The sequence below is a fragment of the Streptomyces sp. NRRL S-118 genome (assembly GCF_000716335.1).
In the GTDB taxonomy this organism is placed as follows: domain Bacteria; phylum Actinomycetota; class Actinomycetes; order Streptomycetales; family Streptomycetaceae; genus Streptomyces.
Map to the genome: position 1 here is coordinate 64,226 of NZ_KL591028.1, position 20,602 is coordinate 84,827.

General features: G+C 73.7%; 23 protein-coding genes and 1 pseudogene. 11 read left to right on the top strand and 13 right to left on the bottom strand.

What is annotated here, in order from left to right; genetic code table 11:
* The 3 genes and pseudogenes from IH00_RS39615 to IH00_RS45320 form a co-directional block, all read right to left on the bottom strand.
* A partial coding sequence (locus IH00_RS39615) for a VOC family protein (protein WP_039947625.1) occupies positions 1–383 on the bottom strand: 383 nt, incomplete at its 3' end.
* Positions 384–862: 479 nt separating this feature from the next.
* Complete coding sequence (locus IH00_RS44455) at positions 863–1,174, bottom strand: LysR substrate-binding domain-containing protein (RefSeq protein ID WP_052411784.1); 312 nt, start codon at positions 1,172–1,174, stop codon at positions 863–865.
* A 350-nt stretch (positions 1,175–1,524) separates the two neighbouring features.
* Positions 1,525–1,671 (bottom strand): annotated as a pseudogene (locus tag IH00_RS45320) (helix-turn-helix domain-containing protein); the annotation flags it as partial.
* A 122-nt stretch (positions 1,672–1,793) separates the two neighbouring features.
* Here IH00_RS45320 and IH00_RS0131810 point away from each other — a divergent pair.
* On the top strand, positions 1,794–2,342 hold the full coding sequence (locus IH00_RS0131810; RefSeq protein ID WP_052411786.1) for a hypothetical protein: 549 nt from the start codon (positions 1,794–1,796) through the stop codon (positions 2,340–2,342).
* 30 nt (positions 2,343–2,372) lie between these two features.
* Here IH00_RS0131810 and IH00_RS0131815 read toward each other — a convergent pair whose 3' ends face one another.
* A complete protein-coding gene (locus tag IH00_RS0131815; protein ID WP_031079549.1) occupies positions 2,373–3,239 on the bottom strand; it encodes a YihY/virulence factor BrkB family protein in 867 nt (288 codons plus the stop codon).
* A 129-nt stretch (positions 3,240–3,368) separates the two neighbouring features.
* Here IH00_RS0131815 and IH00_RS0131820 point away from each other — a divergent pair, with 129 nt between their 5' ends.
* Positions 3,369–4,376 (top strand): DUF3048 domain-containing protein, encoded by a 1,008-nt coding sequence (locus IH00_RS0131820; RefSeq protein ID WP_031079550.1) that lies wholly within the window; start codon positions 3,369–3,371, stop codon positions 4,374–4,376.
* Positions 4,377–4,402: 26 nt separating this feature from the next.
* Here the strand turns inward: IH00_RS0131820 and IH00_RS0131825 are convergent, their stop codons facing one another.
* The 3 genes from IH00_RS0131825 to IH00_RS42200 all read right to left on the bottom strand — a co-directional run bounded on the left by IH00_RS0131825 (position 4,403) and on the right by IH00_RS42200 (position 6,341).
* Complete coding sequence (locus tag IH00_RS0131825; RefSeq protein WP_031079551.1) at positions 4,403–4,843, bottom strand: DUF4383 domain-containing protein; 441 nt, start codon at positions 4,841–4,843, stop codon at positions 4,403–4,405.
* Between the two features lie 88 nt (positions 4,844–4,931).
* Entirely contained in the window at positions 4,932–5,996 is a 1,065-nt protein-coding gene (locus IH00_RS0131830; protein ID WP_039947626.1) for a YihY/virulence factor BrkB family protein, read from the bottom strand.
* Positions 5,997–6,026: 30 nt separating this feature from the next.
* On the bottom strand, positions 6,027–6,341 hold the full coding sequence (locus IH00_RS42200; protein ID WP_031079553.1) for a hypothetical protein: 315 nt from the start codon (positions 6,339–6,341) through the stop codon (positions 6,027–6,029).
* A gap of 215 nt (positions 6,342–6,556) precedes the next feature.
* Here IH00_RS42200 and IH00_RS42205 point away from each other — a divergent pair, with 215 nt between their 5' ends.
* From IH00_RS42205 to IH00_RS0131855, 4 genes are all read left to right on the top strand, one after another.
* Positions 6,557–6,748, top strand: a complete 192-nt coding sequence (locus IH00_RS42205; protein WP_031079554.1) for a hypothetical protein — start codon at positions 6,557–6,559, stop codon at positions 6,746–6,748.
* A 191-nt stretch (positions 6,749–6,939) separates the two neighbouring features.
* Positions 6,940–7,920, top strand: coding sequence for a TIGR03557 family F420-dependent LLM class oxidoreductase (locus IH00_RS0131845; protein WP_031079555.1), 981 nt, complete (start codon positions 6,940–6,942; stop codon positions 7,918–7,920).
* Between the two features lie 104 nt (positions 7,921–8,024).
* The gene (locus IH00_RS0131850) at positions 8,025–8,321 is read left to right on the top strand and encodes a hypothetical protein (RefSeq protein ID WP_158828042.1); all 297 of its coding nucleotides are present in this window, start codon (positions 8,025–8,027) and stop codon (positions 8,319–8,321) included.
* A gap of 51 nt (positions 8,322–8,372) precedes the next feature.
* The gene (locus tag IH00_RS0131855; protein ID WP_031079557.1) at positions 8,373–8,813 is read left to right on the top strand and encodes a DUF2267 domain-containing protein; all 441 of its coding nucleotides are present in this window, start codon (positions 8,373–8,375) and stop codon (positions 8,811–8,813) included.
* Positions 8,814–8,884: 71 nt separating this feature from the next.
* Here IH00_RS0131855 and IH00_RS0131860 read toward each other — a convergent pair whose 3' ends face one another.
* Positions 8,885–10,171, bottom strand: a complete 1,287-nt coding sequence (locus tag IH00_RS0131860) for a phytase (RefSeq protein ID WP_234335030.1) — start codon at positions 10,169–10,171, stop codon at positions 8,885–8,887.
* 359 nt (positions 10,172–10,530) lie between these two features.
* Entirely contained in the window at positions 10,531–11,844 is a 1,314-nt protein-coding gene (locus IH00_RS0131865) for an MFS transporter (protein WP_420710950.1), read from the bottom strand.
* A 101-nt stretch (positions 11,845–11,945) separates the two neighbouring features.
* On the opposite strand from IH00_RS0131865, the gene IH00_RS0131870 reads away from it, so the two are divergent.
* A complete protein-coding gene (locus IH00_RS0131870) occupies positions 11,946–13,049 on the top strand; it encodes a DNA polymerase III subunit beta family protein (RefSeq protein ID WP_031079560.1) in 1,104 nt (367 codons plus the stop codon).
* Entirely contained in the window at positions 13,046–13,816 is a 771-nt protein-coding gene (locus IH00_RS0131875; RefSeq protein ID WP_078888068.1) for a hypothetical protein, read from the top strand. Before IH00_RS0131870 ends, IH00_RS0131875 begins: the two co-directional genes overlap by 4 nt.
* Here IH00_RS0131875 and IH00_RS0131880 read toward each other — a convergent pair.
* Positions 13,807–15,540, bottom strand: a complete 1,734-nt coding sequence (locus tag IH00_RS0131880; RefSeq protein ID WP_107064566.1) for a sigma-70 family RNA polymerase sigma factor — start codon at positions 15,538–15,540, stop codon at positions 13,807–13,809. The two genes, IH00_RS0131875 and IH00_RS0131880, sit on opposite strands and share 10 nt — an antisense overlap.
* A 318-nt stretch (positions 15,541–15,858) precedes the next feature.
* Between IH00_RS0131880 and IH00_RS0131885 the strand changes: the two genes are divergently transcribed.
* Positions 15,859–16,044 (top strand): hypothetical protein, encoded by a 186-nt coding sequence (locus tag IH00_RS0131885; RefSeq protein ID WP_031079563.1) that lies wholly within the window; start codon positions 15,859–15,861, stop codon positions 16,042–16,044.
* Between the two features lie 42 nt (positions 16,045–16,086).
* On the opposite strand, the gene IH00_RS0131890 is transcribed toward IH00_RS0131885, so the two are convergent.
* From IH00_RS0131890 to IH00_RS0131905, 3 genes are all read right to left on the bottom strand, one after another.
* On the bottom strand, positions 16,087–16,506 hold the full coding sequence (locus IH00_RS0131890) for a VOC family protein (RefSeq protein WP_031079564.1): 420 nt from the start codon (positions 16,504–16,506) through the stop codon (positions 16,087–16,089).
* A gap of 278 nt (positions 16,507–16,784) precedes the next feature.
* The gene (locus tag IH00_RS0131895) at positions 16,785–17,243 is read right to left on the bottom strand and encodes a MarR family winged helix-turn-helix transcriptional regulator (RefSeq protein ID WP_031079565.1); all 459 of its coding nucleotides are present in this window, start codon (positions 17,241–17,243) and stop codon (positions 16,785–16,787) included.
* A gap of 647 nt (positions 17,244–17,890) precedes the next feature.
* Positions 17,891–18,982: a DNA glycosylase AlkZ-like family protein gene (locus IH00_RS0131905; protein WP_052411787.1), complete on the bottom strand. Its 1,092-nt coding sequence runs from the start codon at positions 18,980–18,982 to the stop codon at positions 17,891–17,893.
* Between the two features lie 110 nt (positions 18,983–19,092).
* Between IH00_RS0131905 and IH00_RS0131910 the strand changes: the two genes are divergently transcribed.
* Both IH00_RS0131910 and IH00_RS0131915 read left to right on the top strand, forming a co-directional pair.
* A complete protein-coding gene (locus IH00_RS0131910) occupies positions 19,093–19,854 on the top strand; it encodes a GNAT family N-acetyltransferase (RefSeq protein WP_031079567.1) in 762 nt (253 codons plus the stop codon).
* A gap of 295 nt (positions 19,855–20,149) precedes the next feature.
* Positions 20,150–20,578, top strand: coding sequence for a VOC family protein (locus IH00_RS0131915; protein ID WP_031079568.1), 429 nt, complete (start codon positions 20,150–20,152; stop codon positions 20,576–20,578).
* Positions 20,579–20,602: the final 24 nt, after the last annotated feature.

Here is a 20,602-nt window from a genome sequence, read left to right on the forward strand (position 1 = left end):
TGTATAAGAGACAGGTCCCGGTCGGCCGCGAGCGCGCCCCGGCCCACCACGAAGGACACCGGTCCGACGGCGACCGTGCCGCTGCGCTCCCTGATCCGGGACGCCGTCTCGTCGGCGTTCTCGACGGCGAAGTACGGAGTCCAGGCCACGGCCACCTGCAGGGCCTTGGCCAGGGCACCGATTCCGGCCACCGGCTTGCCGCGGGCGAGCGCGACGCTGAACTCCTCACCGAGCCGCGCGGGCTTGAACCGCCACCCCAGCACCGCGCCGTAGAAGTCCTGCGAGGCGCGCAGGTCGCGCGTCATCAGGCTGACCCAGCAGGGGGCGCCGAAGACCGCGTCGCTGGAGGTCACGCCCTTGGTCGCCGCCGGTTTTGTATTCATGTGCGAAACCGCCCTGTGTCACCGTGCCGCTCTGCCCGATGTCCATACTTGCACTGTTTGCGGAGGCAGGTCCTGTTTCATCCGCCCGGTGGGCGGGGCACCCCGAGGACCCGGCCACGGGGTGCCCCAGCCGTTCAACCTTTCAGTCCTTCAGTGGTCCGGCCTTCATCCGACAGCCGGGCCGGCCGGTCCGCCGGGGGTGTCGTTGCGCCCGGTCGAAGGAGTCCAGGTGGTACGCGTCGGCCGTGTCGATCAGTGTGATGCCCGCAGCCGGCGCAGCGTGGACGGTCCCGATCGCCTGCCGCTCGTCCGGCCGCCCCTCGACCGACAGGGGTATCGCGCCGGATCCGATGGGCTGACCCGTGCGTCTCCGACGCGGCGGGCGGGCAGGCCGGAGGGTTCTGTCCGTGTTCCGGTCACCGCTCCGGCCCCCGTGCGCGGCCGTGGCGCCGTCCGGCACCGGCTGGTGATGGCAGCCGTCAATCCGGGCGACCGCTGCCGTCCGGGGGCGTCGGGCCGAGGGAGGCGAGCAGGGCCCGGGCGGCCGCCGACGGGCGCCCGTCGGCGGGCCGGGCCACGGACACCTCCCAGGAGATGCCGCCCGCCGTGGCCCGGCAGCGCAAGCCCCCGGCCTGCTCCTTGCGGGTGACGGACCGCGGCATCGGCGCCATCCCGGCCTCGCGCCCCACCACCTCCAGCGCCTCGTGCACGTCGTCGAGCCGCAGGCCGGTCGTGCGCCGGATCCCGCGCGCCGCGAACGCCGCGCCGGCGACCCCGGGAGCCCCGGGCACAGCCCGACCACGGGCTCCCGGGCCGGCACCCGCAGCCGCACCCCTCCGCCTCCGGCCCGCCCGCCCCGTCCCCGGATCCGCGCCCGCCACGACGCCAGGTCCAGCCGGCCCCGGCGCACCCGCTCCGGCAGCACCGCCGAGCCGTCCTGCTCCACCCGTACGTCCACGGCGGGATTGCCGGGCCCGAACGCGACGAGCACGCCGAGCGGGTCCACCGCGCCCGTGCACTGCTCCGTGCCCATCGTCGGCGTGCCGCCGACCACGCCCCGCACCGTGGCCACCGCCTCCCGGGCCGCGGCCGCGCTGTGCAGCGTGCGCCGGGCCTCGCCGAGCAGCGCCTGTCCCGCCTCGGTGAGCTCCACCCCGCGTGTCGTGCGCCGGAACAGTTCGGCCCCGGGCTCCCGCTCCGGCGCCCGCACCGACGAGGACAGCCCGGACTGCGCCAGGTGGAGTCGCGCGGCCGCCCGGGTGACGGTGCGCTCCTCCGCGACGGCCACGAAGTGCTCCCGGATGCCCGAGCTCCGCGTGTCGCAGTTCAAGTGCGCACCCCCGGTATGAAGTTGGTGTGTACCTGACGCTACAGTGCGATGCTCGATCAAGCGTTCGGGAAGGGTGGGGAATGAGCGCGCAACTGAGGGAAAGAGCCACCGAGTTGGCCGTGGTGTTGTGGCGGGAGCACACCGTGTACCGCGACCGGTCCGGGGGAGTGGTCATCCGCGGCGAGCACGTCCAGCGCTGGATCTCGCTCGCCCCCTCCGGCGGACGGGACGAGATCCTGCTGCGCGCCGGCCGGATCCTCGACGGCGGCACCACCGCCCCGGCCCGCTCCGAGGCGGTCATGCCGCTCTCCGCCGGTACGGCGGAGCTCGCCGCGGCATGCCGCCGTCTGCTCGCCGACACGGCCGCCGACGCCTCGCCGCACGCACCCGCCCCCGGACGCACCCGGACACCGGGCAGGGCGGCCGAACCGTCCAGGACCACGAAGGCCGCCAGGTTCCGCGGGACCCGCAGGGCACGCAGGACCGCCCCGGCCACCGGTGCGTCCCGCCCGGCCCGCCGCCCGGGAGGTGCGCGCCGCCACACGAGCCTCGGTTCCTGGGTGGTGCTGGCCTGCACGGCGGCCGTGGTCGCGTACTACCTCCACGGCCTCGGAGTGTTCACCCGCTGAATCGCCGTACGCCGGGCGGACGGCGGCCGGTCACCGCCGTCCGCGGACCCGGCCCCACGCCTGCCGCGACACCCGCGCCAGGTACCAGCGCTCCTCGTACAGCAGCCGGCCGACGAGCGAGCCGCCGAACACCACGAAACCCACCCCTACGAGCCAGGACTGGACGACCAGCATGGTGCCGACGGGGCCGTACGTCACCGTGTTCGACGCGATCAGCGGCGAGAACACCAGCCGGGAGAAGCCCCGCAGCCCGGCCAGCCCGATCACCGTGGCCACCGCGCCGGGGAACAGGGCCCTCCACGGCAGCCGGCCCCCCAGCAGCAGCCGTTGCGACCACCAGAAGAAGAGCACCGCGCTCACCACGGCGACGGTGGCCCGCCAGGCCAGGTCGCCCGCGTCGACCGGGCGCGTCGCCACATGCGCGGACAGCAGCAGGTATCCGATGAGGACGGCGAGCCACACGAGGTGACGCCACATCGTGTGCCAGCGCGCCGCGGGCAGTTCCCACACCTTCTCGTACCCCGTCTGGACGACCCCGCCGAACGTCACCCCGAACACCGCCAGCGCGGCGATACCGAACCCCGTCGTCGACTCCAGCGCCCTGCCGGGCGCGGCGAACAGCCGCCGTACCTCCCTCTCCGAGGACGCCGACACCCCGAGCCCGTCGGAGAGCCACTCCGCGAACCCCTCGCCGTTCGCCGGGTCGGCGGCCGCGACCACGATGAGCAGCGGCACCAGGGTCAGCAACCCGAGTGCCGCGAACCCCATGGACCGGTGCATCAGCTCCAGGTCGTTGCCCCGCCGCCAGCCCCGCCCGGCGGCCGAACCGTGGAAGGCGGCGTACAGCCGGCCGAACCACCGCAGCCGGCCCTCGGCGCCGGATGACTTCTCGGGCATGCCATGTCGCATACCCCTCAGGCGACCGCCCCTGCGGCCGCGGGCGGATGAGACCCCGAATGGACGCCTGCGCCCCCACTGTCGCCGCACCGCCTTTCGTGGTGCACTTGAGGACAGGAGCTGGGGCCGATGAATGTGCAACGAATGTCGGGACCGGCCGGCGCGGGCATGGCTGTGGCGGTCTGCGCGGCCCTGGCCGTCGGCCTGTACGGCTGCTCCTCCGCGCAGTCACCCCGGCCGGGCCGCCCGGCCACCACCGAGCCGTCCCCGGCCCTGCCGGCCGGCGTCTCGCCCTTCACCGGGCTCCCGTCCCGCCCCGGCACCCCGGTGCTCGCAGTCAAGATCGACAACGTGCCTCCGGCACGCCCGCACACCGGCCTCGGTGCGGCGGACCTCGTCTACGTCGAGCGGGTCGAGGCCGGGCAGAGCCGTATCCTCGCCGTGTTCTCCTCCCGGCAGCCGCCGACCGTGGGACCGGTGCGCAGCGCCCGCGAGTCCGACCTGGAGCTGCTGCGGCAGTTCGGCCGGCCCGCGCTGGCCTACTCGGGCTCCCAGGCGGCCCTCCGGCCGCTGATCGACGCCGCCCCGCTGTTCCCCCTCACGCCGGGGGACGCCCCGGGCGCCTACTTCCGCGGCGGTGACCGCCCGGCCCCGCACAACCTCTACCTGCGTCCCGATCGCGCGCTGGCCGCCGCACCCGCCGCCGACAAGGCCCGGGACATCGGCTTCCGCTTCGGGGCCGCGCCGGCCGGCGGCCGGGACGTCAACCAGCACACGGTCCGCTTCCCGGCCGCGCGCTTCACCTTCACCTGGTCGGACAGCGCCAGACGGTGGCAGGTGGCCATGGACGGTACGCCGACCCGGACCACGGACGGCGGCCGGGTGGGTGCCGCGACCGTCGTCGTGCAGAACGTCGAGATACGGCCGTCGAAGTTCCGCGACCGTTCCGGCTCGGTCTCCCCGTACACGCGGACCGTCGGCTCGGGAACGGCGCTGGTGCTGCGTGACGGCAAGGCGTACGAGGCCCGCTGGAGCCGTACGGCGCCCGAGACCGGCACCACCTTCACCACGCCGGCGGGGGAGCCGCTCGCCTTCGCGGCCGGGCAGGTGTGGGTCCTGCTCACCGCCGCCCGGTGACGGCCGCGTGAGTCGCCGCGGGCGGTTCAGCCGCGGCGGCGGGTCAGCACCACGCCCAGGAGGACCATGCCGAGCCCCAGGGCGAAGTGCAGCCAGTTGTCGGCCGTGTTCACGGGGACGAAGTTGGCGCCGCTGTCGTGGTCGATGAACAGCCCGTACAGCCACAGCGCCAGGTAGACGAGCCCGCCGCCGATGAGGAACGCGCGGGCGGTGGCCACGGCCCGGGCCATGATGACGCCCGCGAGGCCGAACAGCAGGTGCACCAGGTTGTGCAGCACCGACACCTGGAAGACGCCCAGCAGCTTGGCCCCGGAGTGGTGTTCGGCGAACTCCATGGTGTCGTACTGGGTGGTGATACCGGGGATGAAGCCCAGGAGGGCCACCACCAGGAAGACCAGCCCCACGAGCAGCGCGGCTTGCTGCACCGGGCTGCGGGGCGTCGATGCCGACCGGGGTGCGCTGCTCATGGGGGAACCTCCAGTTCGGAACGGTGCTCGCGGGGGGCCGCGGCGGCCGGGTACCCGGCCGCCGCGGACTCAGCCACGCTGCGTGGACTCAGCCACGCTGCTCGTCCCCGGGACCGGGCTCCCCCAGACGCCGGCGGTCCTCCTCGGTCCACTTGGCGGTGTCGCGCGGTTCGACGTACGGCTCCTCGTCCTCGGGGTGGCCCCCGTCGATCGCCCGCTGGCGGGAGAGCTCCGCGTCGAACTCCAGACCGAGCAGGACCGCCAGGTTGGTGATCCACAGCCAGATCAGGAAGACGATCACGCCGGCGAGGGTGCCGTAGGTCTTGTTGTACGAACCGAAGTTCGCCACGTACAGCGCGAAGCCGCCGGAGGCGAGCAGCCAGATGACCAGCGCGAGCAGGCTGCCGGGCGTCACCCAGCGGAACCCGCGGCCCTTCGCGTTGGGCGCCGCCCAGTACAGGAGCGCGATCATGGTGGTGACGAGCACGACGAGGACCGGCCACTTCGCGATCGACCACACGGTCATCGCGGTGTCCCCGACGCCGAGCGCGGTGCCGGCCCGCTGCGCCAGCGTCCCGGTGAAGACCACGATGAGCGCGCTCACGCAGGCCATGATCATCAGCGTGACGGTGAGGACCAGCCGCAGCGGCATCACCTTCCACACCGGCCGGCCCTCGGGCAGGTCGTAGACCGCGTTGGAGGCGCGGATGAAGGCGGCGATGTACCCGGAGGCCGACCACACCGCCACGAGCAGACCGACGACGGCCATCAGGGAGCCGACTCCAGCGGAACCCTGCAACTGCTGCACCGCGTTGGTGATGACGTCCCGGGCGGCGCCGGGTGCGAAGTTCTTCAGGTTGTCCAGCACCTGCTGGGTGACCGAGTCACCCGCGAGGCCCAGTACCGAGACGAGGACCAGCAGGCCGGGGAATAGGGACAACACCCCGTAGTACGTCAGCCCCGCGGCGCGATCGCCGAGCTCGTCGTCCTTGAATTCCTTGAGCGTCCGCCGCAGCACCGCTCCCCAGGACCGCTTGGGCATCTCGGAGAGCTCGTCCGGAGCGTTGCGCTCGACCTCGGCATCGGGGCCGGGCGTGTGGTCGCCCCGGGAGTCCGGCCGGTCCTGCTGGTGTCTCTTCGTCATCCGTGCCATGGCACGGCGGGTATCCCCGCGCACGGCGTTTCAACCCTTCCCCGGTGCCGTCCGCGGTGCCGCCCCTGGTGCGGCGCCCGGCGCTCTGCCCTGCGCCTTCCCCGGGCGGCCCCCGGCGTGCCCGGCGTCCAGGGGCTCCAGGGGCTCCAGGGTTCCGGGGAGGTGCTCGGCCTCGCGCTCGGCGCCGGACAGGTCCGGCACGAGGAAGCCGTCGTCCCGCCGGCCGGCGGAACACTCCCCGCCGCCCGCCAGACGCTCCCGCTGCCGCCCCTCGGGTTCGCGCTCCACACGGGTACGGCTCTCGGCGGTCAGGGCCGCCGGGAAGTCGCCGAGGACATCGTTCATGCTGCTCAGTGTTCTCCCGGACCGGCGCTCCGGCATCCGGTGCCGCCGCCCGGCCCGTCCGCGCCGCCCGGGCCGGCCCGGGCGGAGTCCGCCGTTCCCCACGGCGGCCCGCGATATCCGCGGACGCCCCGGATCCAGGCCCCGTACACTCGTCCCCGGCTTCCCGCAGCGGCGGGGTCAGCGGCCAACACGCTCCTTCGGAAAGGTATGTCGACATGGACTCCGCTGTGCGGGGAGATGCCCCGATCTACGACAGACTGATAGCGGAACGAGGGGACGTCCCCACCGACGTGCGGCGCGTGGCCGAGGAGACCCTCACGCAGGTGACCCGCGCGATGGACTTCAGCGGCCTGGGCGGTTCGCCGGGGTACGCCCGGATGCCCTTCCCGCCCGCTCCGGCGGGCTGAGCCCGGGCGCACGGCAGGGTGTACGCACCGTGCCGGGTCCACCCGGCGCCGGTGCGCGGGCCCACCCCGTCATCAGGTGCTCCGTGAGCTCCCTCACCCGTACGGGCCTTTCGGCCTGTTAGGCACGCGGCCGATCGGGTACCTCTGCGCGGACCGGACGGCACCGGCGCGGAACGAGGGTGAGGGGTCACATGGAGATCGGTTACAAGCTCGCGGCAGAGTCGTTCGGCCCTGCCGAACTGGTGCGGCAGGCGGTTCTCGCGGAAGAGGCGGGGTTCGACTTCGTCGAGATCAGCGACCATTTCCACCCCTGGCTGGACAACCAGGGACACTCGCCCTTCGCCTGGACCGTGCTCGGCAGCATCGCCGCCAGGACCACGCGGATCGGGCTGGCGACCGGCGTGACCTGTCCGACCGTGCGCTACCACCCGGCCGTCATCGCCCAGGCCGCCGCGACGCTCGCGCTGCTCTCGGACGGCCGGTTCGTCCTCGGGGTCGGATCCGGCGAGAGGCTCAACGAGCACGTGGTCGGCACCGGCTTCCCGGACGCCGTCAGCACACGGCACGACATGCTCCGCGAGGCCCTGGAAATCATCCGCCTGCTCTGGCGCGGCGGATACCGCTCGTACGAGGGCACGTACCTGCGCCTGGAGGACGCCCGGATCTTCGACCTGCCCGAGGAACTGCCCCTCATCGCCGTGGCGGCGAGCGGCCCGGCGTCGACGAAGGTGGCTGCCGAACTGGGTGACGCTCTGTTCGCCACCGAGGACAAGCCGGACATCGTGCGTCAGTACCGCGAAGCCGGGGGCAGCGGGCCGCGGTACGCGGAGGTCCCGATGGCCTGGGCGCCGGACGAGCACACCGCCGCCCGTGCCGCTCTGGAAACCTCCCGCTGGGCCGTGACGGGGTGGAAGGTGATGAGCGAACTGCCCAACCCGGTCAATTTCGACGCCGCCACCACGACCGTCCGCGAGGAGGACATCCTCGCCAAGTTCGCCTGCGGCAACGACCCCGACCGGTACGAGGAGGTGGCGCAGGGCTTCGTCGACGCGGGCTTCGACCGGCTGGTGATGCAGAACGCCGGCCCCGACCCGGACGGTTTCATCGACTTCTACCGGCGCGAACTCGACGCCCGGCTGCGCCGGCTGAAGCCGGACGGCGAAACCCCCTGAACCGGGCCTGAGTCGAGGGTTGTCAAGTTTTCCGGCGGCGGGCTATATAAGAAGCCGTAGGGCATCGCACGCAGTGTGAGGAAGGGGAGTGACCTGTGATGCTCATGCGTACTGACGCTTTCCGCCGACCCGGCCGGACGGGACGGACCGCCCAGCCGGTGCCGGGCGGCGCCTTGCACCCGGCCGTCGCGCCGGTGAACGCCTGCCGCCCCGACGAGGACGCCGTCGCCCTGCCCGTCCTGTCCCACCTGTCCGGCGCCGGCGCGCTACGCGGTGACGCCTCCGGCGTCCGGGCCGTTGCGACCCCGCGCCGGCGCGTCGGTCCGCCTGTCCCGGAGAAGGCCAGGCCCCGGAGAACCACGGTCGACGGCGGTGGCTCACCCCGCCGCATCGCCGCCTGACCACGCCTCCCCGGGCTTGTTCCTTCGACGAGAAAGGCCACTCCTGTACAGATGCTCACCACTGTTCCGGCCGCCCGCCCGCAGGCGACCCTGTCGTACGGCGAACTGGTCGACCAAGTGAAGCGCAACGGCCTGTACACGACCCGGGCGCAGGCGGAGTCCGTCACCCGCAGCGTGCTGGCCGAGCTCGGCCGCCAGGTGACCGGTGACGAACGCGTCGAACTCGCCCAGCGCCTCCCCGAGGAGGCGGCGCGCGAGTTCGCCTCCCAGATCCCGGCCACCACGGTGCTGACCGGCTTCGGATTCGTCCAGCACGTCGCCGCCCGCACCGGCACCAGCCTCGGCGCCGCGCGCTGGGACACCGGCTCGGTCCTGCGCGCCGTCGCCCGCGCCGCCGGACCCGACCTCCTCGGCCGCCTGCTGGCCCGGCTCCCCGACGGTTACGCCCTGCTGTTCGGCCAGGCCCAGCTGACGCGGCCGCAGGCCGCCTGACACGACGCGGGTCCGGCCGTCGTCACCGAGGGACGACGGCCGGACCCGGCGACGGTCCTGCGGAGGTGCGGTCAGTCCTCGACTGCGGCCAGCACGTCACCGAGGTCCACGAATTTGAAGCCGGTGCCGGCGCGATCCCCGTCGGCCGGGGTCTCGTGCCCGTCCTGGACGACGAGGAGGCCGTTCGGGTACTTCGCACCGAGCGGCGCGTTCAGCACGGCGGCTCCGTCGCACTCCTCGGACCCGTCGAGAGCGGCCGAGGCGGCCGCGACGCGGAAGCCCGCCTCGTACTCGTTGGCGTCCTCCAGCTCGCGGTCGTAGAGGGCGAAGGTGTCGTCGCCCTGGCTGGAGGCGAGCAGGTACCCGTCACCGTCGGACTCCGTGAGCAGCGTCAGCCCCTCGACGTCGGCCGACACGTGGTCGCCGCCGAACCCGGGATCGGCGCCCGCGGCGCACTCCTCGGTCGCCTCGTCGTACACGGCCGGCACCCCGTACTCGCGGACGCGGTCGATGAGGCGGGGGGCCGAGGTGAGGTCGGCGCGCATGCGCCAGATGCCGACGTCCTCCTGGCCGGCGTAGAGCATGCCGTTGGCCGGGTCGACCACCATGCCCTCCACCTGGGGGAGTTCACCGGGCTCGGCGCACGGCGTCCAGGACGAGCCGTCGGGGAGGCGGAAGGAGGCCGGCAGGTCCAGGGTGCGGATCTTCCGGTAACCGACGGTGCCACCGGCGGCGGCCGTCAGCTCCAGCAGCGCGATGCTCGTCCGCTCACGGCGGCTGACCAGGGCGTAGGAACGGCCGGTCGCCCGGTCGGTCCAGGTGGCGAGGCCGTACGCGGTCCGCTGCTCCTCGACCTCGCTCTGGTCGGCCGAGAAGACGGGCGGGGCGGTGGGGGCTGTGACGTCGACCAGCGGCCCGCCGGGCGCGTCGCGGTCGATCCGGTGGATGCGCAGCCGGTCGTTGCCGCGGTCGGTGGTGACGGCGAGGTCGGCGCGGCCCGTGGACAGCTTCAGACCGTGGACCAGGTCGACGTTGTTGAAGCGGCCGCCCGCCGGCGCGGCGATCGACTGGACCGGGCGGGCATCGAGGTCGTAGACCCGCAGTCCGCCCTCCTTGCCGGTGGCGACGACCAGACTGCGCCCGGGGTCGGCCGCGTTGCGCCAGATGGCGGGGTCGTCGGCGTCGGCGTTGCCGCCCGCCTCGTCGTCGTACAGGGCCGGGGTTTCCGCCCGGGGCGTGACACCGGGCAGCGCGGCGGCGCCTGTGCCGAGGGCCTGGGCCGGTACGGCCACGGCGAGTGCCGCGAGCGCGGTGGCGGAGGCGAGGGCGGCATGCCGGGTACGACGGGTCCTGATCACGCAAGGGCTCCTTCATGCAAGGGACATGGCGACTGCCGGGTACGTGCGACGTCGGGGAGAGCCTGCATCCCGGCGGCGTCGCCCGGTCGTCACACCGCTGATCAAGGCATGTACATGGCGTGAACGCCGCGGCGTGCGCAGGCCGGCGGGCGGCGGGGGCCCGGAGACGTACGGCGGCTGCCCTGCGGTGCCCGGTCCGCGGGAGGGGTGCGGGTGTCCGCCCGCCGCCCGTCGGTCACTCGGCCGCTGACCGAGCGCTGCCGGGGCCGCGGTGTCCCGACAGGCCCTCAACCGCGGGTGACCGCCGGGAGACGGGTCGGTGTCACGGCAGCGGTCGCGGTGTGTCGTACGGGTCGGTGTCACGGCACCGGTCGCCGTGCGTCGTACCGGGCGAACCCGCGCCATCGCAGTGCCAGCAGGGACACCGCGACCACGCACGCGACACCGCCCCCGGTCACCGCCACCGTCGGCGTGGTCAGTTCGGCGACCGACCCGGCGAGGAAGTCGCCGAGTCGAGGGCCGCCCGCGACGACCACGATGAAGACTCCCTGCAGCCGCCCGCGCATGTCGTCGGGCACCGCCGCCTGCAGCATGGTGTTGCGGAACACCATGCTCACCGTGTCCGAGAACCCCGCGAGCGCGAGGAAGAAGACCCCCAGCCAGAGGTTGCGCGTCAGCCCGAAGACCGCGATGGCCGTCCCCCACGACGCCACCGCCAGCAGCACCGCGAGCCCGTGCCGCCGGATGCGGCCCTGCCAGCCGGAGAACACCCCGCCCAGCAGCGCCCCGATGGCGGGCGCGGCGACGAGCAGACCGGTGGTGCGTGCGTCACCGCCGTACCAGACGACGGCGACCGCCGGCAGCAGCGCCCGCGGATGCGCGAGGACCATCGCGCACAGGTCGGAGAAGAACGTCATCCGCAGAATCGGGCGGGTCCCCAGGAAGCGCAGCCCGTCGAGGACGGAGGCGCGCCGGGCGTCGCCCTCCCCGCGGTCGGGGAGCATGGCCGGCAGCCGCCACATCGCGTACAGGGCAGCGCTGAAGGTGACGGCGTCGATGAGGTAGGCGGCCCGGTAGCCCCAGAGGCCGACGATGAAGCCGCCCAGCATCGGTCCGACCAGGGTGCCGGAGGTCGTCGTCATCGACGCGAGCGCGTTGGCCGCGGGGAGCTGCTCGGGCGGCAGCAGCCGGGGGATCATGGAGCTGCGCGCGGGCGCGTTGAGCGCCTGGCACACCGCTTGCAGGGCGACGATCGCGTACAGGAGCGCGAGGTGGTGGAAGTCCGCGAACGCGGCCGCGGCGAGTGCCGCGGACAGTACGGCCGAGCCGGTGGCGCTGCCGAGCCCCAGCTTGCGCCGGTCGACGGTGTCGGCGACGGCCCCGCCGTACAGCCCGAAGACCAGCAGCGGGACCATGGAGAACAGGCCCACCAGGCCGACGGAGAACGTGGAGCCGGTGAGGTCGTACACCTGGAGCGAGATCGCCAGGGTCGTCATGCCCTGTCCGATCCAGGAGACGGTGTTGCCGAACCACAGCCGCCGGAAGTGGGCGGACGTCCGCAGGGGAGTGAGGTCGGCGAGGATCCGGCGGCGTACGGTGGGCGGCGCCGCGGTCACGGTGCACCCGCGGCGGCACGGCGGGCGGATCCGGGTGCGTGGTGAGTGCATCTGCATATCGGCATGCCGAGCAGCATAGATGCAGCGCACACCCACTCGGCCGGTTGACCTTCGAGCCGGTTGACCTTCAAGCCGCTTGAACACCCACAATCGCGGCCATGGACGACACCGACTCCGCCCCCGATGACACCGCAGGACTGCTCGGCATCGGCGCCTTCGCGCGCCGGGTGGGCCTGGCACCGAGCGCGCTGCGCTTCTACGACGACTGCGGCGTACTGCACCCGGCATACGTGGACGACACGACGGGCTACCGCTATTACGCGCCCGGCCAGGAACGGCGTGCCACCCTCGTGCGCCGCCTTCGGGAGGCCGGCGTACCGCTGACGGACGCGTCGGTGGTTCTCGACGGTCCGCGGGACGAGGCCCGCGCCGTCCTCGAGGCCCGCGCGCGTAGGGCGCGGGAGACGGCCGCCGCCGCGCGGGCGGCGCTCCAGGAGGTCCTGGACGAGCTGGCGGGCGGCGCACGCGCCACCGTGGCGAGGATCGGGGGAGCGGAACTGGCCAGCGCGGTACGGCAGGTGGCCCCTGCCGCGGCCGGGTCGGCCGTACGGGAGGAGTTCCCCGAACTCGGCTGCGTCCTGCTCGAACTCGACGGCCCCGAGGTGCGCCTGGTGGCCACGGACCGCTACCGCCTGGCCGTCCGTACCCTGCGGCGTGAAGCGGGCGAAGGGCGCCCCCGCCACGTCCTGGTCGACGCCCGGGAGATGCGGGAGGCCGCGGCCTGGGCCGTCCTGTCGCCGGAGGTCACCATCGAGGTGGACGAGCAGGGCACACGGCTGAACAGCGCGTCCGCCGCGAGGGACCTGCCGGAGGTCACGGGGGAGTACCCCGACTACCGCCTGATCCTGGAAGCCCTGCCCGCCCCCCGCGCGCGGCTGATCGCCGACCGGACCGCACTGCGCACGGCGATCGCCGAGGACGTGCGGAGCGGTCCGGTCGCCCTGCGCTCGGACGGGCGCCGGCTCGTGCTCTCCGGGCCCGGCCTGGCCGAGCGACCGCAACCGGCCCTCTGCACCGGGCAGTCGCTGCGCGTCTCTTTCGACCCGGAGGTGCTGCTGCCGGCCCTCGACGCCGGTGTCGGGCCCGACGTGCTGCTGGAGATCTCGGAGCCGACGCAGCCGGTGGTGGTCCGCTCCGCGGACCAGGGCAGCTTCACCACCTTGGTCATGCCGGTCCGGCACACCGCGGAGCGGCAGCGATGACGGGCGACCGGCACATGCCGGGCCGGAACGACGAGAGAGCCGCGGGCCGCGGGCCCGTGGACGACGGAAACCACGTGGTCCGGTTGTGCGCGCGGGGCATGCAGGCCGAGGCCGAGGGCCGGGACGCCGATGCGCGCTCGCTGTTCCAGCGGGCCTGGGAGAGCGCCGCGGACGACTACGAGGCATGCGTCGCCGCCCACTACCTGGCCCGGCACCAGGCGACTGCCGAGGAAACGCTGCACTGGAACCGGATATCCCTCGCCCGCGCCGGCCTGGTGGCCGACGACCGCGTCAGGAGCTTCTACCCCTCCTTGTACCTGAACCTGGCGAAGGCGTACCTGGACCTCGGCAGGACCGGCCTCGCACGCGAGCAGTTCGGGCGGGCGGCCGAGCATGCCCACCACCTGCCACCCGGGCAGTACGGCGACGTGATGCGCTTCGCGATCGCCGACGGCCTGCGCGGCACCGGCGCCGCCGTGCACCGGCCGGCCGGCGGCCTCATCGACGGCCTCGTCTCCGGCTGGTGCGCCCGCGCCGACCTCCGGGCGCTCGCCCTGGTCCTCCCCGCCCGTCTGGGAGACCTCGGCACGGAGGAGGACCGCATCCGGCTGGTCGCGGCACTGCACCTGGTCCATGCCGGCCGGTGGCTGCCCCGGGGAGAGCAGGAGGACCTCGGCCGGGCCGTCGCCGCCGTCAGCCGGCAGAAGCGCGGCCCGGCCCGGAAGGAACGATTCAGCAGGAATGCCGCAGGTCCGATTCAGCGCTGAGCGCCGAAGACCTGCGTCCACCACGGCCCGCCGGCCTGCTCGTGGATCCCGATCCCGATCTCCTTGAACGAGCAGTTGAGTATGTTCGCCCGGTGGCCGGAGCTGTTCATCCACGCGTCCATCACCTGGTCGGGCGTCTGCTGCCCACGGGCTATGTTCTCTCCGTACGTGCTCCACTCGTACCCGGCCGCGGTGACGCGCTCCCCCGGGCCCTCGCCGTCCGGGTTGGTGTGGTCGAAGAAGTCCCGGGCGTCCATGTCCGCCGAGTGGCGCTGCGCCGCCGTGTCCAGTCGGCTGTTCTGCCGTACGGGCCCGCAACCGCTCTTGGCGCGCTCGGCGTTGACCAGTTCCGTGACCCGCTGGGCGAAGGAGGAGCCGGTGGCCGGCGGCCGCGGTGTGGCGGGGGCCTGCCGTGGGACGGTCCGCACCACGGTCCTGCTCGGGGTGGGCTTCGGGGTGGGCGACGCCTTCTTGCTCGGTGACGTCGAGGGGCTGGGCTTGGGGGAGGGGGATGCCGACGCCGACGCCGACGGTGACGGCGACGCGGTGGAGGCGGATGGCGACGCGGTGAGCGGCGCCGCGGGCAGGGATGCCTCCGGTGCCGCCCCGGACTGGGTGACGACGGTGTCCCCGCCCTCGCCCGGCGACAGGGTGGACAGAGCCACGACACCGCCTCCGCCCAGCAGCAGGGTGACGCCCCCCACCACGGCCACCCGCCGCTGCCGGGACTGCCTGGCCTGCTTGCGCCGCCGTTCCGTGCGGGGCCGGGGCACCAGGGGAATCTGCGCGGTATGTCCGGCGGCGTCCCCGACGGGTGCCGCATCGCCGAGCTGCCCGCCCTGTCCGCCCTGTCCGCCGGGGCCGAAGTGACCGCCCGCGTCCGCCGGCGTCGCCAGGGTGTCGTGCGCCGCCGGTACGGCGCCGACGTTCTGCGCCCGCATGCCCGCCCAGGCCGACAACGCGGCGCTCACCGGCAGCAGCCCCAGGCCCACGAGCAGACCCTCGGCCGGGACGAGACCGCTCTCGTAGCCCGAGCAGACCGTGCAGTCGCGGGTGTGCCGGGCGATCCGCTTGCGCCACAGCGCCGACGGGGCACCGTCCCACGCGCCCAGTACGTCGTCGAGCAGCACGCAGCGCGGTACCGCGGACAACGCCCGGACGACCAGCCGCGCCGTCTCCAGCTGCGCCTTCATGCGCTGCACGCGTACCGCGGTGTGCTGGGTCGACAGTTCCATCGCGGCGGCCACCTCGGCGCGGGTCAGCTCGCCGGCGGCCTCCAGCCACCACAGCGACAGCAGCGACCGGTCGTCGGCGTCGAGCCACCGGGTCGCCTCGGCGACCTCGCGGCGCTGCCCGGACAGACCCAGCCGCAGGATGGTCAGGTCCGCGAAGTCCGCGCCGGGATCGGCGACGTCGTGCGCGTCGCGCACATCGCCCCCGGAGTCGAAGGCGTGCTGAGATGCCTGCCAGTGGCTGCGGATCCGGTTCATCGCGATGGCCACCAGCCACGACCGGAAGCTGCCGGGGTCGCGCAGGCCGCCCAGACCGCGCAGGGCCCCGATCATGGTCTCCTGCACCACGTCGTCGACATCCGCATGGCCGTTCAGCGCCCGGCCCACGATGTTGTAGACGAGGGGGAGGTAAGCGGCGACGAGCTTGTCCTGCGCCCAGAGCTCCCCGGCCTGTGCTGCCCTGATCACTGAGGCTTCCCGCTCGAGATCCACCATTTGACCACTTTCCTCCCCGGGGTAACCCCCGTGCGACCTGTCCTGTCCACCAAGGAGATACGAGCGTGGCGGCCGCGATAACAAAAACCGGCTGCGATGATGTCAAACGTTTGTCCGGCCCGTGGAGGCCGGTGTCCCGGTGGGTGTCCCCGTCGGCGGCCCGGAGGGTATCCGGGGCACGTCACGGCTCCGGGTCCACTGCTCCCCGGATCACGGCTCCCGGGGTCACGGCTCCCGGTGTCCCCGCTCTCCGGGGCCCTCACGCGGCGGGTGCCCGGGTCGCGGAGCCGGGAGCGGCGTCGTAGACCTGAGGGCATGAGCGAAGAGAAGACCGCATGGCATCCGGGGGAGATCGTGCCGGCCGGTGGCATCCATGAGTGCGACTGCGGTGCCGGGCACCACTGGAGCACGGATGTGAAGGGGCACCGCTTCCCGCCCCTGCCGAGCGGCTGCACCGGCGGCTCCTGGTCCCTGAAGACCGACGCGCATCCCGACGCCTGACGGGTCGCGGTACCGGCGCGGCACGGACAGGCGGTCCCGGGGTCAGGCCGGGGCGGGAGGTGTGACGGCGACGAGTTCGACCTCGAACCCGTCGTCGTTCTCCAGGTAGGCGGCGTAGTGCCGGCCGCCGCCGGCGTAAGGATGCCGCTCGGGGAACAGGATCCGCCACCCGTGTTGAGCGGCGTCGGCGGTCAGCACGTCGACGGTCGCGGCGTCCTCGACGTGGAAGGCCAGGTGGTTCAGGCCGGGCCGGCGGCGGTCGTGGAGCTCGGCGGTGAGCGCCGGGGACTGCTCGACCACCAGGTACGTCGCCCCCAGCCGCCAGCTCCGGCCCGCCGCCCAGGTCTGGAAGGGGACGTACCCCAGCGCCTCCAGCAGCCACCCGAGCGAGGCGATCGCGCGGGGGAGGTCCGGCACCCACAGCTCGACGTGGTGCAGCGTGCCGTGCGCGGGCCGGCTCATGCCGCCGCCCCCGTGGCGTGACCGGCACGGCCGGCGCGGGCCCCGCGGTGAGGCGTGCCGCGCCGCGTGCGCCCGCGGGGCCCCGCGTCGGTCGGGCAGCGGTCCTGGCCGGAACCTCCGGTGTCGGCTTCGTGGAGCACCCGCGTGCCTTCCCGGCCGTCGCCCACGGCGCACCGGCCCGCTCGGTGGATTTCGCTCGACACCCCGGAAGGTACCCCCTCGTCCCGTCCTGGCCGCACCCTGTGCCCCGTGCCCCGTGTTCCTGTTGTCCCGTCGGGTCACACGACGACGTGCCCGGCGTTCTCGATCATGCGGCGCAGCACCTTGAGGGTCGTGACGTAGTCCGCGTCGTCGACGCCGTCGTGCAGACGCGCCCGCCAGCCGGGAGCATGTTCCTTGATCCGGACCCGTGCCGTCTCGCCCGCGTCGGTGATCCACAGGCGCCCCCCGTCGTCGCGCCGCAGCCAGCCGCGCTCGACGAGCCGGCCGGACTCCGCCTCCAGGTCGTCCCCGTCCCGCAGGAACTCCCGCATCTGCGCCACCAGCTGCGCCACGGTCCGCCCCCGGCCGTCCGGGTTCAGATCGTGCACGGACAGATGGCGCAGCAGCCAGTACTGGGGCTGGCTCGTGCCCAGTTCGGCCATCTCGCCGCGGATGTGCCCGATCACCGCTTCGTAGGCGACTTTGGTCCAGTATCCGATCGGCTGCTCGGCCAGCTCGATGTCCGCGGGGTCCATGCCCGTCCTCCTGTGTCCGCGCTGTTTCCTGCACTGCTCGCGAACGTACGAGCTCAAGCGGACTTGAGGTCAAGGCTCCGGCCGGCGCCTCGGGGTGACGGCGGCCGCCCGGGCCGTACGCGCGCGGCCGCAAGGCGCGGCGCCACGCGGACTCTCCAGGAGTCGGTTCCCGTTCAACCTCTGCACGTCGTCATGGAGGGGCAACTCCCCGCGCGGCAAGGAGCTTCAGCATCTTCCGACTCCTCTTCCAGGCCGGCGGTGTGCCGGTGCTGGACCCTGGGGCGCGTCAGGTGCGGGGACGGACCGGCGTTCACCGCGCTGGCCACCGCCACCTGCACGGGCATTCCGGACGGCACCTGCACCGACGCGGTCAGCGGTGACACGCGGGTCGTCACCGACGGCAGGCTCACCGTCGCCGCGCCCGGCAAGGGAAACGTGCGGGTGTACGTCCTGGGTGGCGCCGGCAGGATCGGCACGGCGGGCCCGTACCTGAAGCAGCCCGCCCGGATCCGCCGTGCGGGGCCGGCAGCACACCTGCCGGCCCCGCACCACCGGTTCGGTCCGAGCCCGGTCCGCCCCCTGGGTCCGGTGCGCTCATGCCCGGCCCACCCTCCCACGGACCCGGCCCCGGCCGCGGAGACAGAGCCCTAGACGAGGTGCAGCCGCGCCTCCGGCAGGCCCCGTGCCGAGGCCAGCACGGTGGCCTCGGCTGCCAGCGTCCTGCGGACCGTGGAGGACAGCCGTCGGAACGGAGTGACCGTCAGCTCCAGCCTGCGGCCGGCGGTCCTGGCGCGCCACGTGCCGGCGATCTCGCACCCGACGAGCAGTGCCCCGGGACCGCCGATGGCGCGCCAGATCTCCTTCTGCCTCGCCTTGTCCGGCACGACCAGGTCCCGGTCGCGCGCCTGGAGGAACGGGTCGCCCGGCGGCAGCAGCCGTACCAGTCCCTGGTCCCGCGCGGAACGCAACGCGTCCAGGTCGGCGGCAGGCAGCCATGCGGTCCTCCCGCCCAGGGACACCTCGGCCAGGTCGTCCGGCCACACCGACGCGATGACGGCCGGCCGGGTGCCGAAGTACTTCGCCACGTCGGCGGGCGTGGCCGGCCCGAGGAGACGCAGATAGGCGCGGACCAGCTCCGCCGTACCGGACGCCTTCACCGGAACGCGGAACTCCGCGTCCAGCGGGGCCAGTACGGTCCTGCCGCCCTTCGGGATGACGCGCACCCCGCCCGCCAGGCCGGCCTGCTGGAAGAGCAGCCCGGAGATGTGCTGCGCACCGCACCTCGCGCACCAGTACGTCAGCGAGTGAGGCACCGAGGAGCTGACCGCCGTACTGACGTCACCCTTGGCCATCGGTGCGGTCACCACCGCGCGGAACGCCTCGGCGGTGGCCCGGAACGCCTCGACACCCAGGTGCGCCCCCTCCTTGATGACCGCCGTGTCGATGCGCGCCGTCGCGTCGGCGTCGTCCAGCGGCCAGAGCGCGGCGGCGAGCCCGGCCAGGTCCGCGCGACGATGCAGATGGGGCGCACCCCGGAACGACCAGACCAGCTCCAGCCCCTGCCCTTCCGGTGCCGCCCCCCGCGCGGCCAGCGCCGCTCGCGCCGAACCGGTGGGCGTGTCCTGGACCCCGAGGACGAGCACGTCGGGCACGGGGGAGGAGCGGGCGAACCCGTGCGCCGCCACCCGGTAAGCCAGCACCTGCCCGCGGTCCACTTCGTCCCGGTTCCTACTGCTCACGGCCGTATCCTTCCGCCCCCGTACCCCCACCGTACCGGCGCGAACGACCCGGGCGGAGCGGCGGAAACCCGCGACGCGCGAGGCAGGTTGCTCCTCCTAGGATCGTTCCCATGCCCAGCTCCGAGCTCCAGAGAATCAACGCCTTCCTGTCGGACTTCGCCCGGCGCCAGTCGGCACGCAGCGTCGACCTTCCCGGCGGTTTCGCGGTGTACGACGACGCCTTCGCCCACTCCCACGCGGACAACCAGGTCGTCATCGACGGAGCCGTCGATCCCGAGGCCCTCCCGGCCGTCGTCGAAGAGGCGCTCGGGCACCTGCCTCACCGGATGGTCTCCGTCCTGGACGACGCAACGGGGACGGCGTGCGCGGAGCCGCTCCTGCGAGCGGGGTACACGCACAGCCCCTACCTGGTCATGGTGCACACGGGTCCCGTGCCGGTCGGGGGCCCCGCGGAGTCGGTGGATCTGGAGGCCCTCAGGGGACCGCTCACCGAGCGGTGGCGGCAATTCCTCCCGGACGTGGACGACGAGGTCGTCCGTCAGCTCGTGGAGCGGCGCGCCGCTCGCCGGCGCGGCGCCGCCGTCGTCCACTTCCTCGGTGCCCGGACGGAGCGGGGCGATGTCGCCTCGTGGGCCGACCTCTACCTGGAACCGGCGAGCGACGTCGCCCAGATCGAGGACCTGATCACCGCGGAGCCCCACCTCGGGCGCGGCTACGGCGACGCCGTTCTGACGACCGCACTCCGTATGGCCGTCGACGCCGGCTGCGGTACACGGTTCCTGACCGCCGACGCGGACGACTGGCCCCGGCACTGGTACGAGCGCCGCGGCTTCACGGTCGTCGGCCGCTCGCACTGCTTCGCACGCGAATGACGCGCGCGGCCGCAGGCCACGGCCACCGGTCCCGCTGCACCCGGCCCGGCGGCCCGCGGCCCGCGGTTCTCGCGTCCTCATGGCCGCGGTGGGCGAACGACTGCGTGTACCGACGGTCACTTCGGTCCGGGCGGCCGCCCGGCGGAGGCGGCGCTCCGCGCCCTTCCGCGCGCAGGTACGGTGATCCTTCGCCGTCGGCCACCGGCGGAAGGGCCGCCACCCGGCGCGCTCACGGTGCCACGGCGGGCGCGCCGGACGACGGCACAGCATCCGCGGGTGAAGGGACCGGTCGACCATGAGTCAGCGTCAGCAAGCACTGCCCTACGGGACCACGGAGGCGACGTCGCCCTTCGGCCTGGGGCTCCACCATGTGCAGCTCGCCCTCCCGCCGGGCGAGGAGGAGGTGTGCCGGCGCTTCTACGTGGACGTGCTCGGCATGACCGAGGTGGAGAAGCCGCCCGTGCTCGCGGCGCGCGGCGGCCTGTGGGTGCGCTCCGACGCCCTGGAGATACACCTCGGCGTCGAGGAGGACTTCCGCCCGGCCCGCAAGGCCCACCCCGGCATCCTGGTCGCCGACCTGGACGCGCTGGCCGCGCGGCTGACCGCCCACGGCGTCGAGGTGACCCGGGACGACGACTTCCCCGGCCACCGCCGCTTCTACGCCGCCGACTGCCACGGGAACCGGCTCGAATTCCTCTCCCCTCGCACGACTCACGAGTCCTGACGCGTTCCGGCGAGCCCTCCCGGT